The following is a 14,118-nucleotide window of genomic DNA, read 5'->3' as shown; positions in this document are numbered from 1 at the left end:
GAGTCAGCGTGGAATCCGCATCGCCGTACAATCACATGCATGTGCAGCTGACTGACCATATTGCCCAGGGTCGCGACATTCATCTTGTCCGCGCCAAAGGTGTCCTTGAGCATCTCGGCCAACGCCGTGGTTTCCTGCCAGAGCTGCTGCTGGTCATCGGTGTCGAGCTGGAACAGCTCACTGATCTCATCGCGGCGCGGCACTAGGATAAACCAAGGGTACTGCGCGTCATTCATCAATACTAAACGGCACAACGGAAAATCGCCGACGGGCAACGTGTCCTGCTGCAAACGTGAATCCAAGGCGAACATAGCAACCTCCCCTGCTCGACCAATCAATAGAAAAGCTTAGCGCCTCAACACAAAATCCGGCATCCAAACGACCAGGTACGCAGGATACGCGGGAGCCATAACCGATTCACCTCCCCGCACACCGGCCGCACACCGGCCGCACACCCTGCAATGCACCAGCACATAGCGCCTCGATACCGCGCGCACCGACCTCGTGCACCATTTTGTTTCCTCTAGTAATGAGCCGCGCTTGCGCGTTACCACCGACGGCCTATTCTTCATCACGAAACACAGCGAGCGGAGTGCCAGAGACGAAAATGCCGCTACGCACGAGTCCTCTACTTCCACCTCACAAAACACCTACAACCCTTGTAAAACCTGGCTATCAACCCACCTCTAAGCCAAAAAAGGAACAGTCCACTCAATCTAAAAATCACCGTGCGCAAGAAACTTTGCATTTTGAGCACGACTCTTGCTTTGGGCTACGGCAATGCTCGGAATGCCGCGCAGCAGCCCTACAAGAACGGTAACCAGCAACCCATAGACCCCGAATCTGTTAGCGCTGAAAGACGCAAGTGAAAATCTACAAAATTGCGACATGTTTCAGCAGCTTTTGCGACACCGCTGTGAAGAAATCGCGACGAATAGATTGCAACTATCGCCAACATTGGCTGCGTGCTATAAGTTAGCGCCGACACAAAAAGAAAGAGCTGGCCATATAACAATTAAATGGACAGCGCAACTCTTCTAAACCAAAGGAGCAATCACGATGCAAGTGATGAAGTGGAGCGTAATCGCCCTGGCAGTAGCCGCGGGCAGCACCCAAATGGCATTCGCCTCTAGCCAGTCCGAGTCCAAGGGCTTTATTGAAGACAGCAGCTTCAATATCTTCAACCGTGTCCTGTACATGAATCGTGACTTCCGTAATGGCGGCGAAAACGGCAGCCATGTGACCAAACCGGCTGGCGAACGTAACGGCTATCGTGAAGAAACCGGCTTGGGTATCCGCCTGCTTTACGAATCGGGCTTCACCCAAGGCACCGTCGGTGTTGGTGTTGACGCTCACTCGCTGAGCAGCATCAAGATTGATAGCGGTGACGGTCGTTATGGCAATGGTCTTTTCGCTCAAACGGATGACGGTAGCGGCGACGACACCCAAACTGAAGTTGGTGGCGCAATTAAATTCCGCGTCTCTGACACCGTACTGAAATACGGCAACCAGTTCACCAGCAGCCCGGTATTCGCGACCGACGACAGCCGCATTCTTCCTGAAGTTGCTACCGGCACGTACTTGGTAAGCAATGAAATCGAAGGTCTTGAACTGAGCGCAGGTCGTTTCACTGGCCTCAGCTCCCAAGTTCAAAGCGCTCGTGACGACGTTGGCCTGACTGAAGCCAATATTGTTGGCGCAAGCTACAGCTTCACCGACAACTTCAGCGCGGCTATCCATGCCTCCGATGTCGAAGACCACTTCACCAAGAAGTATGTCAACCTGAACTACAACCTGCCGCTGGCAGAAGAACAGGCCCTGAACTTCGACTTCAACGCATACAAAACTGACGACGACGGCCAAAAGCTGTCCGGTGATGTCAATAACAAAATCTGGAGCTTGGCAGCAGCTTACTCCCTGGGCGCCCACACCTTTACTCTTGCCCACCAGCGTTCCTCTGGTGATACCGCCTATGCTTACGGCATTGACGGTCTCGGCACAGTGTTCTTGGCTAACTCGGTCCAGTTCTCCGACTTCGACCGCAAAGACGAACGCTCCTGGCAGGCTCGTTATGACCTCAACATGGCCACATACGGCATCCCTGGCCTGAGCTTCATGACCCGTTACATCACCGGTGACAACATTGATACCGGGGCTGCTAATGAAGGCAAAGAGCACGAGTTCAACTTTGAAACTAAGTACGTCTTCCAAGATGGTGCTGCCAAAGATCTGTCGCTTCGCCTCCGCAGCGCCATTTGGCGTGCCAACAGCGTACAAAACGATGAATACGGTGCTGATAACAACGATTTGCGCCTGATCGTCGAATACCCGCTGAGCGTGTTGTAATTCAAGCTAAGCGTAGTTAGCGTCATAAAAAGCCCGGCTTATGCCGGGCTTTTTCTTGATGTGTTTTTTTCAAAAAACAATCTACAGCGGCAATGCATATGTACCTGTTACATGCGCCACCAACTCTTCTTCATTACCCGCCGAGTACAGCGCTACTTCGCACACCGCCTGCCGGCGACTTAAACGAAGAATCCGCGCTTCAGCCAATAAGTCCACCGGCTTGGGCTTGACCAGAAAGTTAATATTTAGATTTGACGTCACCGCCATCTCCACCCGCCCCAACCGTCCTAACACCACCGCATACATCGCCGCATCCGCCAGCGACATGATGGTCGGCCCCGACAAAGTGCCGCCAGGACGCACCAACTTGGTGTGGAACGGCACGCGCGCCAACACGCCCTGGGCGTCCAATCGATCGATGCACAGATTGATGTCTTCAGCCATGGGCAGGCCTGCGCGAATCAGTGCTTGAACCTCTGCTGCCGTCAATACCGACACCTTCCCCTCCTCATAAGCGACCAGCCTGCATCCTGTACGCCACAGTACAGGCACCGTACAATGCCGGCCTATTAAAAGCCCTTGCAAACGACAGAACGGCCAAATATGCGTACCAGTCAGTTCCTGCTCTCGACTCTCAAAGAAACTCCTTCCGACGCCGTGGTCATCAGCCACCAGCTCATGCTGCGCGCCGGAATGATCCGTAAACTGGCGTCCGGCCTCTACACCTGGCTACCGATGGGCCTGCGTGTATTGCGCAATGTGGAGAAAGTGGTACGCGAAGAAATGAATGCCGCCGGCGCCCTCGAGGTGCTGATGCCAGGCATTCAGCCGGCAGAGCTGTGGCAGGAATCCGGGCGCTGGGAACAATACGGGCCTGAGCTGCTGCGCATGAAAGACCGCCATGGTCGCGACTTCTGCGCGGGACCGACCCACGAGGAAGTGATCACCGATCTGGCACGCAACGAGCTGAACAGCTACAAGCAGCTGCCGATCAACCTGTACCAGATCCAGACCAAGTTCCGCGACGAAATTCGCCCGCGGTTTGGCCTGATGCGTGGCCGCGAGTTCATCATGAAGGACGCTTACTCCTTCCATGTTGACCAAGCATCGCTGCAAGAAACCTATGACCGCATGCATCAGGCCTACTGCAATGTATTCACCCGCCTGGGCCTGAATTTCCGCCCGGTGCAGGCTGATACGGGTTCGATCGGCGGTACTGGCTCGCATGAGTTCCATGTATTGGCTGACTCGGGTGAAGACGATATCGCCTTCAGCGACAGCTCCGACTACGCAGCGAACATCGAGAAAGCCGAAGCCGTTCCGCGTGAAACCGCGCGCGCCGCCGCCCAGGAAGCCTTGCGCCTGGTCGACACACCAAACACCAAAACCATTGACGAGCTGGTCAAGCAGTTCCATCTGCCGATCGAAAAAACCATCAAGACCCTGGTTGTGCATGGTGCCGAAGCGGGCACCCTGGTCGCCCTGATCATCCGTGGCGACCATGAGCTGAACGAAATCAAAGCCGCCAACCTGGAGCAGGTCGCCAGCCCGCTGGTGTTCGCATCGGAGGCCGAACTGCGCAACGCCATTGGCGCCGGCGCCGGCTCTCTGGGTCCGTTGAACCTGCCGCTGCTCTGCATTGTCGATCGCTCGGTCGCCCTGATGAGCGATTTCGCCATCGGCGCCAACATCGACGATAAACACTATTTCGGCGTCAACTGGGAGCGCGACCTGCCGCTGCCGGCGGTTGCCGACCTGCGCAATGTGCTCGCTGGCGACCCAAGCCCGGACGGCAAAGGCACGCTGGAAATCAAACGCGGCATCGAAGTGGGCCACATCTTCCAGCTCGGCACCAAGTACAGCCAGGCGCTGAACTGCCAGGTACTCGGCGAAAACGGCAAGCCGGTAATCCTCACCATGGGTTGTTACGGGATTGGCGTTTCGCGCGTGGTAGCGGCGGCAATCGAGCAGAATTTCGATGACCGCGGCATCCTCTGGAACGATGCGCTCGCCCCGTTCCAGATCGCCCTGGTGCCGCTGCGTTATGAAACCGAAGCCGTACGCGATGCCACCGACAAGCTGTATGCCGAACTCAAGGCCGCCGGCTATGACGTACTGCTCGATGACCGTGACAAAAAGACCAGTCCGGGCATCAAATTCGCCGACATGGAATTAATCGGCATCCCGCATCGCATCGTAGTCAGCGACCGGGGCCTGGCCGACGGCAATCTGGAATACAAGAGCCGCCAGGAAACGGATGCTCAAGTGGTTCCCGCTGCCGACATCCTGTCCTTTATCCAAGCGCGTATCCGCCGCTGATTTCAGCCTTCTATCAAGAGCCGTCATGTTCAAGCGAAGCACCATCCGCCTCCTCGGCGCCGCACTGTGCGGCGTCCTCTTTCTCACGGGCTGCGCCAACCAGTTACCGCAGCGCAGCGAACATGAGGAACGCGTCGAGCGCAAACTGCTGGATCACAGCCTGCAAATCGACGTAGGTGAGCCGCGCGTATTGGAACTGCCGCAACGGCGCGTGCGCGTACATGAGCAAAAGACTTTCGAAGTGACGGCATTTGAAGTCACCCGGCGTTACGACCGCTATACGCCTTACCAGCCCTGGCGCGAGCTGTATGAAGTGCCCCTCGGGGCGGTGGCCGTGGTCGCTGGCATCGGCGCCAACGTTCTCAACGTGGTACTCCTGGGCAGCCTGCCGGACAGCGCCACCAAGGACTGGATCAGCTATGGCTTTGCCGGCCTCAACCCGCTGATGAACGTCGAGTCCAATGGGCGCTCGCAGCAGAATCTCGCCAGCCTCGACGAACAGCGCCAGGATGCGCGCATGGAATATTCCAGCCTGCCATGGGCCGAGCGCCCGGTACTGGTCAAGGCCAACGAAAACACCCACGAGCTGCTGACCGACCGCAACGGTATTCTGCGTCTCAACCTGCTCGACGGCCCTTTTGCCGAGCAGGATGTCAGCCGTACCGGCACCTTGCTCCTGAGTGTCGAAGACGCCCAAGGCTCGGCCCGTGCCGATGCCACCTTGATGGTCAGCCGTACGCTACGCGGCAAGCTGCAAGAAGCCCATGACCTGATCTACGACGACTTGGAAGACGATGACGTCGAACAGTGGGTGCATCGGGTCAAGCGCTTGTCTGAACTGGGCCTGGAAGAAGAAGCCAGCGAACTGGAGCAGAGCCTGATCGAACTGACGCGCAACGACCCCGAGCTACAGGAAAGCTTTCTCAAGGCGCTGATGCAGGATGCTGGACGCCTGGTCGCCGACCCCGGCAACGACTGAGCCGCACATGGCCCTGCGCCTCGGCCTGCTATTACTCGCGCTCTTCAGCGTGCCCGGCCAGGCCAACCTGCGCCAGGCGCCCGAGCCAGAGTTGCGTGCGCTGCTGCAACGCACAGTGGCCGAAGCCGAGAGTTTTCAGGATCGCTTCGAGGCAGAGGTCTGGCTGCTGGATATGTCCACCCGCCTGACGCGCTACATCCCCGATGCCGAGGAACGCCTGACGCTGCTTAAACTGGTGCACCGCGAAGCCACTAAGGCCGGACTCAAGCCCGATCTGGTGTTGGCGCTGATCCATACCGAAAGCCACTTTGACCGCTTCGCCATTTCCTCAGCCGGCGCCCAGGGCATGATGCAAGTCATGCCCTTCTGGAAAGCCGAACTCGGCCGTCCGCAGGATAACCTCACCGACAACGCCACCAACCTGCGTTACGGCTGCACCATCCTCAGCTTCTATCTGCGCAAAGAGCGCGGCAATCTCAACCGTGCCCTCGCCCGCTATAACGGCAGCCTTGGCAAGCACACCTATCCCGCCAAGGTCATCGGCTTCTGGCACGACTTCTGGTACGTCAAACCGTAGGGTCTGTTGTCGTTTCATCACGACCACGCCGGCAATCGATCATCGCAGCACAATAAACCCGGCAATCCCCTGCAATGGCTGCTCTTCCAGTTCGAGCGCGGTGACTTTCGCCTGACGCGGGCCGTGCTCAAGCCAAGCGGCCAGGGTGCGCACAACACCTTCCTCGCCCTCGAACAGCACCTCGACACGGCCATCGGCGAGGTTGCGCACCCAACCATCCAACCCCAGTGCCTCGGCTTGCTCGGCGGTGCACTGGCGAAAGCTCACCCCCTGCACCCGCCCACTGACATAACCATGTAAACAGATGCGCGGCATGTCGTTAGCCTCCAGCCTGTAAAGCCTTGAGACGCGCCGTCAGCCCGGCAGCCGTCTGCTCGCCCAGCAAACGCTCACGCACCTGCCCCTGGTCGTCGACGATATAGGTGACGGGCAATACCTCGTTGCGCGGTAATTGGTAGCGCGGCGCCGGATCTTGCGCCAACACGGTGAACTCGATACCCAAGGCTTGCGACGCCTGACTCAACTCGCCGCCTTGCAAGCCATCGAAGTTCACCCCCAGCACACTGACGGACTGTCCGCCGAGCTGCTGCGCCAGGGCATTCAGCTCGGGAATCTCGGTGCGGCAGGGTGCGCACCACTCGGCCCAGTAATTAATCACCAACCACTGGCCTTCCAGCCGCTCAGCCGGTACCTTTTGTCCATGCTGATCGACGCCCACGTCCTCGGCACAGCCCGCCAGCAGTAGACCGGCGCAAAGTCCCATAACAGTACGAATGACAGCCTGGAGTCGCGTTCCCATGCATTCGATCCTCGTCCACGTAGGGTTGATATGACGCTAGATGCCTTGCGCCTGGAAGTGCCGGACATCCTCGAAGAAGACGCCGCTCCCCTAGCCGACCTCAACGAGCAACTGGCACACGCCCGCCTGCAATCACGCGAGCATGCACTGCAACAGGTGCTCAGCCTGATATTCCGGCTTAACCGCAGCGCCATGACCTTACTCGAAAGGCAACGCGCGCTGCAAAGCCTCAGCGATGAGTATCGTCACTATGCGGTGGCCTACCGCGGCGGCACGCCACCACCGGCCTTGTTCGTGCGGCTGTGCAGCGAACTGGCGATCGGCTTCAAACGCTTGCTGCTGCAAATTCTGCAAGGCCGGCAGCCCTCGCGCCCGCACCTGGCCTGGTGCCTGTACATGGCCCAGCACTTCCTTGCCCAAAGCCTGTTGCGCCACTACCAGCTGTACCAGGAGCCGCCACCCAGCCTATGGCGCGACAGCCACCTGTTGTACTGGATCGGTGAACACCAGGAATGCCTGGACGAACCGGTCGCCGCCGCCTTTCAGCCGCCGCCGGCGAGTACCTTGCGCGGTATTTACCAGCAAATGCTGTTGCTCGCCCTGAGCAACCCGTTTCACCTCGCCGAGGGTGAATGCCCCCTGCTGTTCGGCGCGCTGGCGCCGCTGGCCGGGCTCGCACGCTTACTGCCCTGGGATGACGAGGACGACGGCGAGGGCCCAACCGTCGACCTTAGCGAATCGCAACCCTGCCTCGGCTATGCGCACCAAGCCGACGGCGACCGCGCTTACCTGCGGCGTTTCGAACTGGGTGCGCTGTTAGTTGCGCTGCATGAGCCGGCGCCCCTGCAAAGCGCCGCCGAGCGACAGCTACTCGAGCAAGTGCAGCAACATTGGCTGGGGCGCCAGCAACGCCGTCATCAACGGGCCGAACATGGCGCAGAGTGCAACCTGGTGGTCGGCCTAGCGGCCATCCACGCCCAGTTGCTGGAACAGCGCCCGCTGCGCGCCCCGGCGCAGATGCTCGATGCCAGCCCCGGCGGCGCGCGTTTGCTGTGCAACGCCGATCAGGCGACGCATTTATCCGTCGGCCAACTGGTCCTCATTCTCACCAATAGCGAGACCCCCACCCTGGCCCTGGTGCGTTGGCGTCACCTCAATATCGAAGGTCTGCACCTGGGCCTGCGCTATCTGAAAGGCCTGCCGCGCCCGGTGTGGCTGCGGCGCGCACCCAGTGCGCAAACCCATCCCGGCGTGATGCAGAGCACCCCTGCTCCCGGCACGGGCTGGCACCACGGGTTATGGTTGCCCAACGGGCAGTTCGTCGAGGGGGAAAACCTCTGGCTGCAACTGGCGAGCGTGCACAACCAGGCGATCCTGCCACTGCCAGCAGCCAACCTCGGCACTGCCTCGGTCAGCCGCCACCCACTGCGCCTGGCATAAAGGCTGAAAACTGCGAGACGGGTCACGCCGACCGTCGGCCGAGTGCACAGTTTCGTCGGCCGGGCCCTGCTTATAATTCCCGGCACTCGAGCTTGCTACGCTCGGCTATTAGCCTGGAAACGTGCCCATGACCCAAGCCCACGACAAGTTGATCGGTCCGGTGCCCGCGCGCATCGCCGACGTTGCCCGTCTGCTGGTAACGCCCTACGAAGGGCGGGTCGCCGAGTACAACATTGCCGCTTGGCTGCAACTGCCTGGGTTGGCCAACCTGCCGGTGTCCCTGCTGGTCAGCTACCGCGATGGCGACAACCGCCGGGAAGTCTCGGTGGATCACGGCAAAGTCAGCATCCACAACAAAATCCTGCTGTCCGGCGTGGCTCGCCTACCGGTCAAACAGAAAATCGAAGACATGCAGATTCGCCTGCGCTCGGCCGTGCCGACAGCGACCCTGGTGGTCGAAGAGTTATTCGTACAGGCCATCGAGTTGACGCAAAGCGACAGTCGCCAAGCACTCGCCTAGCAGCCCATTGAAAAACCATCTCCGTTTTTCAACGGCCTGCTAAAACCCACCCATTCAACAATCCCGCGTACCGTCGCGCGATTGTGCGTTTAGGCGGAGGCAATCCCCACCGGGCTCAGGCACTCGTCCGCGGGTGCCGGGGAGGCCATTTCAGGCGTTTGCGGGGCCGGCACCAACGACTCTGGCCAGCGCGCGAAACGCAGTCCGGTGATGCGATTCAAGCGCTCCAACGCCTCTTGCGGCGCCCGCTGATGGAGATGAATTACCTGGCCATCAGGCACCTTCGCACATTGCTTGACTGTCATAGGACGCCTTTACTCTCCGCCAATCCCTGCGCCACTGGCAGCTTGATTGCAATCTGCCAGTGCGATTGCCAGAAGCGTGCCAGCCTCCTGTTAGCCACCTACGCGGCTCGCTTGAGCCACACACGCTGTCATGCCCCGCCGCCATGCCGCAAACTGACGTTTTTCGTCACTCGGCGACGGGGTGCAACCAATCCGCCAAACTGCCATCAAATAAGGCGGCCTGTTCCTCATGTAAACGCTCCAGTGCGCTGCGCAGCGCCGGATACCACGGCTCATCGAGTTGCTCCGGCAACTGGCTGAGCTGCGGCAGCGGCCACGGGCTGCGGCTCAGCAACTGCTGCATGCTGTAGTGGCTAAGGTCGCGGCTCAACACCCAGGCGCCAGCAGCGGTCGGTGCGACCAACTGCTGCTGTTCGAGAAACTCGAGCAGCTCTTCCCACTCGTGCTCCGGCAACAACCAACCCTGCCGCTGCACATCGCGATGACGCACTTTCAACCCCGACTGCTGCCGCGCATGGAACACCCGCAAAACGCCCAACACCACCAACAGCCGCGGCATGGCGCGCTTGCGCCACTGGTGCGAAACACCCTGGTTGCACACCAACTCGGCGCCAAACAGCACGATCAGCCAGGACAGATAAATCCACAGGAGAAACAATGGCACGGTGGCGAAAGCGCCATATATCAGTTGATACCCAGGAAACAGCCGGACATACAGGCCAAACAGCGCCTTGGCCACCTCAAACAGCACCGCCGTGAACAGCCCGCCTAAAAAGGCATGCTTCAGCGGCACGCGCGCATTCGGCACCGTCGCATAAAGCAAGGTAAACGCCGCGACACTGAACAGCAGCGGCATGAAATTCAGCAGGGTTTTCGCGCCGATCAACGCGTCGGGCCCAGAGAGCAACGACAACGAGGCGATATAGGTGCTGATCGCAAAGCCGGCCCCCAGCAGAATCGGCCCCAGGCTCAAGATTGCCCAATACAGCAGAAAACTCGACACCCCACGGCGCGGCTGGCGCACCCGCCAGATGGTGTTGAAGGTTTTTTCGATGGTCACCAGCATCCAGAACGCGGTAACCGCCAGCACCGCGACGCCGATCCAGGTCAACTGGCGAGCCTGGGTGGTGAAGTTACGCAGGTACTCCTGCACCATTTCCCCGGCCGACGGCACAAAGTTGCGGAAGATAAAACTCTGGATCTGCTCGCCCGTGCCCTGAAACGCTGGCACCGCAGACAGCATGGCGAAGGTCACCGTCATCATCGGCACTACGGCGAACAGCGTGGTGTAGGTCAGGGCTGCCGCATTATTGGCACCGCGATCGGCGAGGAAGCGCTGGAGCAGAAAGCGCCAGAACTCCACAAGGTTGTTGAAACGCTGACGCATGCCCTCTCCTTAGCGATTAATCCAGCGAAGCTACAGAGCACCGACACACCGGGCAGTGACGCATGCCCCATGCGCAGGACGCGCCTCAGGTGGCTCGCCTGCCGGGGTGATGTGCAACGCCGCCGATCTTGCGCAGGCTCTCCAGCGTCGACGCGGTTAGAATAGCCGCCACCCGAGGCAAGATGCGACCTGCTTATGACCGATCTGACGCTCTATCACAACCCACGCTGCTCAAAATCGCGCAGCGCTTTGCAGCTGCTCGAAGCGCGCGGTTTGACGCCAACCATTGTGCGTTACCTGGAAACCCCACCCAGTGCCGCCCAGTTGCAGGCCGTGCTCAGCAAACTCGGAATCGCCGCGCGGCAACTGTTGCGCAGCGGCGAAGCGGATTATCAGGCCCTGAACCTGGCCGACCCCAGCCTGAGCGAGGCGCAATTGATCGCGGCCATGGTCGCCCACCCCACGTTGATCGAGCGCCCTATCCTGATCGCAGGCGATCGAGCGGTCATCGGCCGTCCCCCCGAAAAAGTCCTGGAGATCCTCGCGTGAGCGCGCCCTACATCTTGGTGTTGTATTACAGCCGGCACGGCGCCACCGCCGAAATGGCCCGACAGATTGCCCGCGGCGTGGAAATGGCAGGCCTGGAAGCGCGTCTGCGCACGGTACCCGCCATCTCCAGCGAGTGCGAAGCGGTGGCCCCGGCGATACCCGCCGACGGCGCGCTGTATGCCAGCCTCGATGAGCTGAAGAACTGCGCCGGCCTGGCCCTCGGCAGCCCGACGCGTTTCGGCAACATGGCCGCACCGCTGAAGTACTTTCTCGATGGCACCAGCGGCCTGTGGCTGACCGGTGGTCTGGTCGGCAAACCGGCCGGGGTCTTCACCTCCACCGCCAGCCTGCATGGCGGTCAGGAGACCACCCTGCTGTCAATGCTGCTGCCGCTGCTGCACCACGGCATGCTGATCACCGGCCTGCCCTACAGCGAAGCCGCGCTGCTGGAAACCCGCGGCGGCGGTACACCTTACGGCGCCAGCCACCACGCCGGCGCAGATGGTAAACGGGCGCTCGACGAACATGAAATCACGCTGTGCCGCGCCCTCGGCCAGCGTCTGGCGCACACCGCGCTGAAGCTGGAGACTGGCCGTGGCTAAAACCCGCAAACCCCTGCCAGCACTGGACTGGCTGAAGCCGCGCATGGCCATCAGCCGCGCCATCAGCTTGGTGAGCTTTCTCGCCCTGGCGGCGCTGCTGTTGGTGTGGAATCTGCTGTTTGCCGAGATTCCCGGCAAGCTGCTCTGGGTAATCCTGGCGTTCCAACTGCTGCCGCTGTTGCTGCTTGCCCCCGGCTTGATCCTCGGCAACGCACGCGCCCACGCCTGGACCTGCTTCGTGGTCAACCTGTACTTCATTCAGGGAGTATTGGCCGCGTTCGACCCGTCCAAGGCGTTGTTCGGCTGGCTGATGAGCCTGCTCAGCTTCACCCTGTTCTGCGCCGCCTTGATGTATACGCGCTGGTGCTTCCAGCACGACCGCAAGCTGGCTGGAGACGAGTGATGCGCAAGCCGCAGCGACAGACTGTCGGCGGCTTGCCAGAAGGACAGCAGCAATCCAGCGCCACGGCTAGCTCAGCGTGGCGCGGGTTTCACTAAGCTATGTACCCGTTCACGGTTGCACGTCGATTCTGTAGGGTAGGTTAGTGGCGCTGGCGGGCTGGTAAAGCAACTGCGCAATGGCTGCGCCACGTAACCCACCCAGCGCTATTTGGCCTAGCCCCTCTGGTGGGTTACGGCGCAACGGACTATGCAGCAGCCGATAGTCCATGGTCATGCGCCTAACCCACCCTACGCATTACCGCGCTCCAGGCATCGCCTAGCCGGCCCCACGCTTCAACACACAGCGGGGACAGAGCCTTTAACTAGGTAAGAAAGTAGAAACAACCGGCGATAACCGCGCCGGAATAGATCAGCATCATCAGGCAATAGCCCATGATTTCCCGGGCGCCCAGGCCTGCGATGGCCAGCAAGGGCAGTGCCCAGAACGGCTGGATCATGTTGGTCCAGGCATCGCCCCAGGCGATTGCCATTGCCGTGACTTCCGGTGCCACGCCAAGTGCCTGCCCCGCCGGCAGCATGATCGGTCCCTGCACCGCCCACTGACCACCACCGGACGGCACGAAGAAGTTCACCACACCGGCGCTGAGGAAAGCCAGCATCGGGAAGGTGTCCGCCGTCGACCAGGCCACGAACGCATCGGTAATCTGCTTGCCCAGCGACATGCCCTCGGCATTGGCCCCGATCATCATGCCCATGATCCCGGCATAGAACGGAAACTGGATAACGATGCCGCTGATCCCGCTCACGCTTTCCTGAACCGCGCGCATGTAGCGCTCCGGCGTGCCATGCAGCAGCAGGCCGGTGAACAGGAACAAACCGATGACGATGTTGAGCGTCAGGGCAAAACCGTTGGTAATGAAGTAGTAGCCGAAGTAGACGGCCGCCAGCAGAACGATGAGCAAACCGAGAATGCGGCTGTCGTCCAGACGCTGCGCCGGCGTATGACGCGGCATCTGCTCAACCTTGGGCTCACGCAGCAACTCGGGGTCTGCGACGGTCGGTATCGCCGGCAACATGGCGCGATTGAGGATCGGCAGGCCGATCACCAGCAGCGCGATGATGCTCAGGTTCAGCACCGTGAACAGGGTATTTTCAACACCGATGGGCGCGCTCAGCACGCCGGCCGTCATCCGTTCCAGATCGGCACCGCCACTGGCCAGCGACAACGGGATCGAACCGGACAAGCCGCCGTGCCAGATCAAAAAGCCCGAATAGGCCGACGCCACCAGCAAGGGATAGTGCAGCCCCTTGACCTGACGCGCTAACGCCCGGGCCAACACAGCACCCACCACCAGACCGAAGCCCCAGTTGATCCAGGAACCGGCCAGGGCCACCAGGGTCACCATGACAATGGCTTGCCCAGGCGTGGTGGCAAGGCGGGCCAGGCGATCAAGCTGGCGACTGACCACTGGCGCATTGGCCAGCACATGACCGGTGACCAGAACCAGCGCCATCTGCATGGCAAACGTCAGCAGGGTCCAGAAGCCGGTGCCCCAGTGTTGTGCCATCTGCGGCGCGCTTTGCCCAGTACCGAGCATGCTGAAGATCAGCACGAACACGGTCAGCAGCATGGCGAACACAAAAGGTGAGGGAAGATAGCGTTGAACCAGGTTCACGCTCAATGAAGTCATCTTGGCTAGCATTTGCACATCCTCTTTTATCGTTATTTATGAGGCTGACCCGGGCTGGGTTGCCCGGGCCCTAAGCGGCGCCAGATCCCTATGGGCGTCCCGCTTGAACAGCTACAGAGGGTTATCCGCGTTCGATGGCCAGCGCCACGCCCTGACCGCCGCCGATGCACAGCGTCGCCAGGCCTTTCTTGGCGTCGCGTTT

The 14,118-nt window shown here is 60.4% G+C and carries 17 protein-coding genes; 9 read left to right on the top strand and 8 right to left on the bottom strand.

Annotation, left to right across the window (positions count from 1 at the left end):
- The coding region (locus B3M58_RS21440) for an HIT family protein (RefSeq protein ID WP_296222329.1) at positions 1-311 on the bottom strand (311 nt) is incomplete at its 3' end.
- Positions 312-1,059: 748 nt separating this feature from the next.
- Here B3M58_RS21440 and B3M58_RS21435 point away from each other — a divergent pair.
- A complete protein-coding gene (locus B3M58_RS21435) occupies positions 1,060-2,346 on the top strand; it encodes an OprD family porin (RefSeq protein ID WP_296222327.1) in 1,287 nt (428 codons plus the stop codon).
- A gap of 81 nt (positions 2,347-2,427) precedes the next feature.
- Here the strand turns inward: B3M58_RS21435 and B3M58_RS21430 are convergent, their stop codons facing one another.
- On the bottom strand, positions 2,428-2,835 hold the full coding sequence (locus B3M58_RS21430; protein ID WP_296222332.1) for a PaaI family thioesterase: 408 nt from the start codon (positions 2,833-2,835) through the stop codon (positions 2,428-2,430).
- 114 nt (positions 2,836-2,949) lie between these two features.
- Between B3M58_RS21430 and B3M58_RS21425 the strand changes: the two genes are divergently transcribed.
- From B3M58_RS21425 to B3M58_RS21415, 3 genes are read left to right on the top strand one after another with little or no spacing between them, the layout of a single operon-like run.
- Positions 2,950-4,665, top strand: coding sequence for a proline--tRNA ligase (locus tag B3M58_RS21425; protein WP_296222325.1), 1,716 nt, complete (start codon positions 2,950-2,952; stop codon positions 4,663-4,665).
- A gap of 25 nt (positions 4,666-4,690) precedes the next feature.
- On the top strand, positions 4,691-5,644 hold the full coding sequence (locus B3M58_RS21420; protein WP_296222324.1) for a hypothetical protein: 954 nt from the start codon (positions 4,691-4,693) through the stop codon (positions 5,642-5,644).
- A gap of 7 nt (positions 5,645-5,651) precedes the next feature.
- Positions 5,652-6,221, top strand: coding sequence for a lytic transglycosylase domain-containing protein (locus tag B3M58_RS21415; RefSeq protein WP_296222323.1), 570 nt, complete (start codon positions 5,652-5,654; stop codon positions 6,219-6,221).
- A 39-nt stretch (positions 6,222-6,260) separates the two neighbouring features.
- On the opposite strand, the gene B3M58_RS21410 is transcribed toward B3M58_RS21415, so the two are convergent.
- Together B3M58_RS21410 and B3M58_RS21405 are read right to left on the bottom strand one after the other, a co-directional pair.
- Positions 6,261-6,536 carry an acylphosphatase gene (locus B3M58_RS21410; protein WP_296222321.1) on the bottom strand — a complete coding sequence of 92 codons (276 nt, stop codon included), beginning with the start codon at positions 6,534-6,536 and terminating at the stop codon, positions 6,261-6,263.
- 4 nt (positions 6,537-6,540) lie between these two features.
- Complete coding sequence (locus tag B3M58_RS21405) at positions 6,541-7,020, bottom strand: TlpA disulfide reductase family protein (RefSeq protein ID WP_296222319.1); 480 nt, start codon at positions 7,018-7,020, stop codon at positions 6,541-6,543.
- 30 nt (positions 7,021-7,050) lie between these two features.
- Here B3M58_RS21405 and B3M58_RS21400 point away from each other — a divergent pair, with 30 nt between their 5' ends.
- Positions 7,051-8,460 carry a PilZ domain-containing protein gene (locus B3M58_RS21400; RefSeq protein WP_296222317.1) on the top strand — a complete coding sequence of 470 codons (1,410 nt, stop codon included), beginning with the start codon at positions 7,051-7,053 and terminating at the stop codon, positions 8,458-8,460.
- 127 nt (positions 8,461-8,587) lie between these two features.
- The gene (locus B3M58_RS21395) at positions 8,588-8,980 is read left to right on the top strand and encodes a hypothetical protein (RefSeq protein WP_296222315.1); all 393 of its coding nucleotides are present in this window, start codon (positions 8,588-8,590) and stop codon (positions 8,978-8,980) included.
- Between the two features lie 89 nt (positions 8,981-9,069).
- On the opposite strand, the gene B3M58_RS21390 is transcribed toward B3M58_RS21395, so the two are convergent.
- Both B3M58_RS21390 and B3M58_RS21385 read right to left on the bottom strand, forming a co-directional pair.
- Entirely contained in the window at positions 9,070-9,285 is a 216-nt protein-coding gene (locus B3M58_RS21390) for a hypothetical protein (protein WP_296222313.1), read from the bottom strand.
- Between the two features lie 166 nt (positions 9,286-9,451).
- On the bottom strand, positions 9,452-10,672 hold the full coding sequence (locus B3M58_RS21385; protein WP_296222312.1) for a virulence factor BrkB family protein: 1,221 nt from the start codon (positions 10,670-10,672) through the stop codon (positions 9,452-9,454).
- A gap of 195 nt (positions 10,673-10,867) precedes the next feature.
- Between B3M58_RS21385 and arsC the strand changes: the two genes are divergently transcribed.
- From arsC to B3M58_RS21370, 3 genes are read left to right on the top strand one after another with little or no spacing between them, the layout of a single operon-like run.
- Positions 10,868-11,221, top strand: a complete 354-nt coding sequence (gene arsC / locus B3M58_RS21380; protein WP_296222311.1) for an arsenate reductase (glutaredoxin) — start codon at positions 10,868-10,870, stop codon at positions 11,219-11,221.
- A complete protein-coding gene (gene wrbA, locus B3M58_RS21375; protein WP_296222309.1) occupies positions 11,218-11,823 on the top strand; it encodes an NAD(P)H:quinone oxidoreductase in 606 nt (201 codons plus the stop codon). Before arsC ends, wrbA begins: the two co-directional genes overlap by 4 nt.
- Positions 11,816-12,226 (top strand): DUF2069 domain-containing protein, encoded by a 411-nt coding sequence (locus tag B3M58_RS21370; RefSeq protein ID WP_296222305.1) that lies wholly within the window; start codon positions 11,816-11,818, stop codon positions 12,224-12,226. The genes wrbA and B3M58_RS21370 overlap by 8 nt, the downstream gene beginning before the upstream one ends.
- Positions 12,227-12,587: 361 nt before the next feature.
- Here B3M58_RS21370 and B3M58_RS21365 read toward each other — a convergent pair whose 3' ends face one another.
- Together B3M58_RS21365 and B3M58_RS21360 are read right to left on the bottom strand one after the other, a co-directional pair.
- Entirely contained in the window at positions 12,588-13,928 is a 1,341-nt protein-coding gene (locus B3M58_RS21365) for a short-chain fatty acid transporter (protein WP_296222302.1), read from the bottom strand.
- Between the two features lie 109 nt (positions 13,929-14,037).
- Positions 14,038-14,118: hypothetical protein (locus B3M58_RS21360; protein ID WP_296222330.1), on the bottom strand; the 81-nt coding region annotated here is incomplete at its 5' end.

The organism is Pseudomonas sp. UBA2684 (assembly GCA_002354655.1).
Taxonomy (GTDB): domain Bacteria; phylum Pseudomonadota; class Gammaproteobacteria; order Pseudomonadales; family Pseudomonadaceae; genus Aquipseudomonas.
This window is presented reverse-complemented; position numbering and strand designations above follow the sequence as displayed.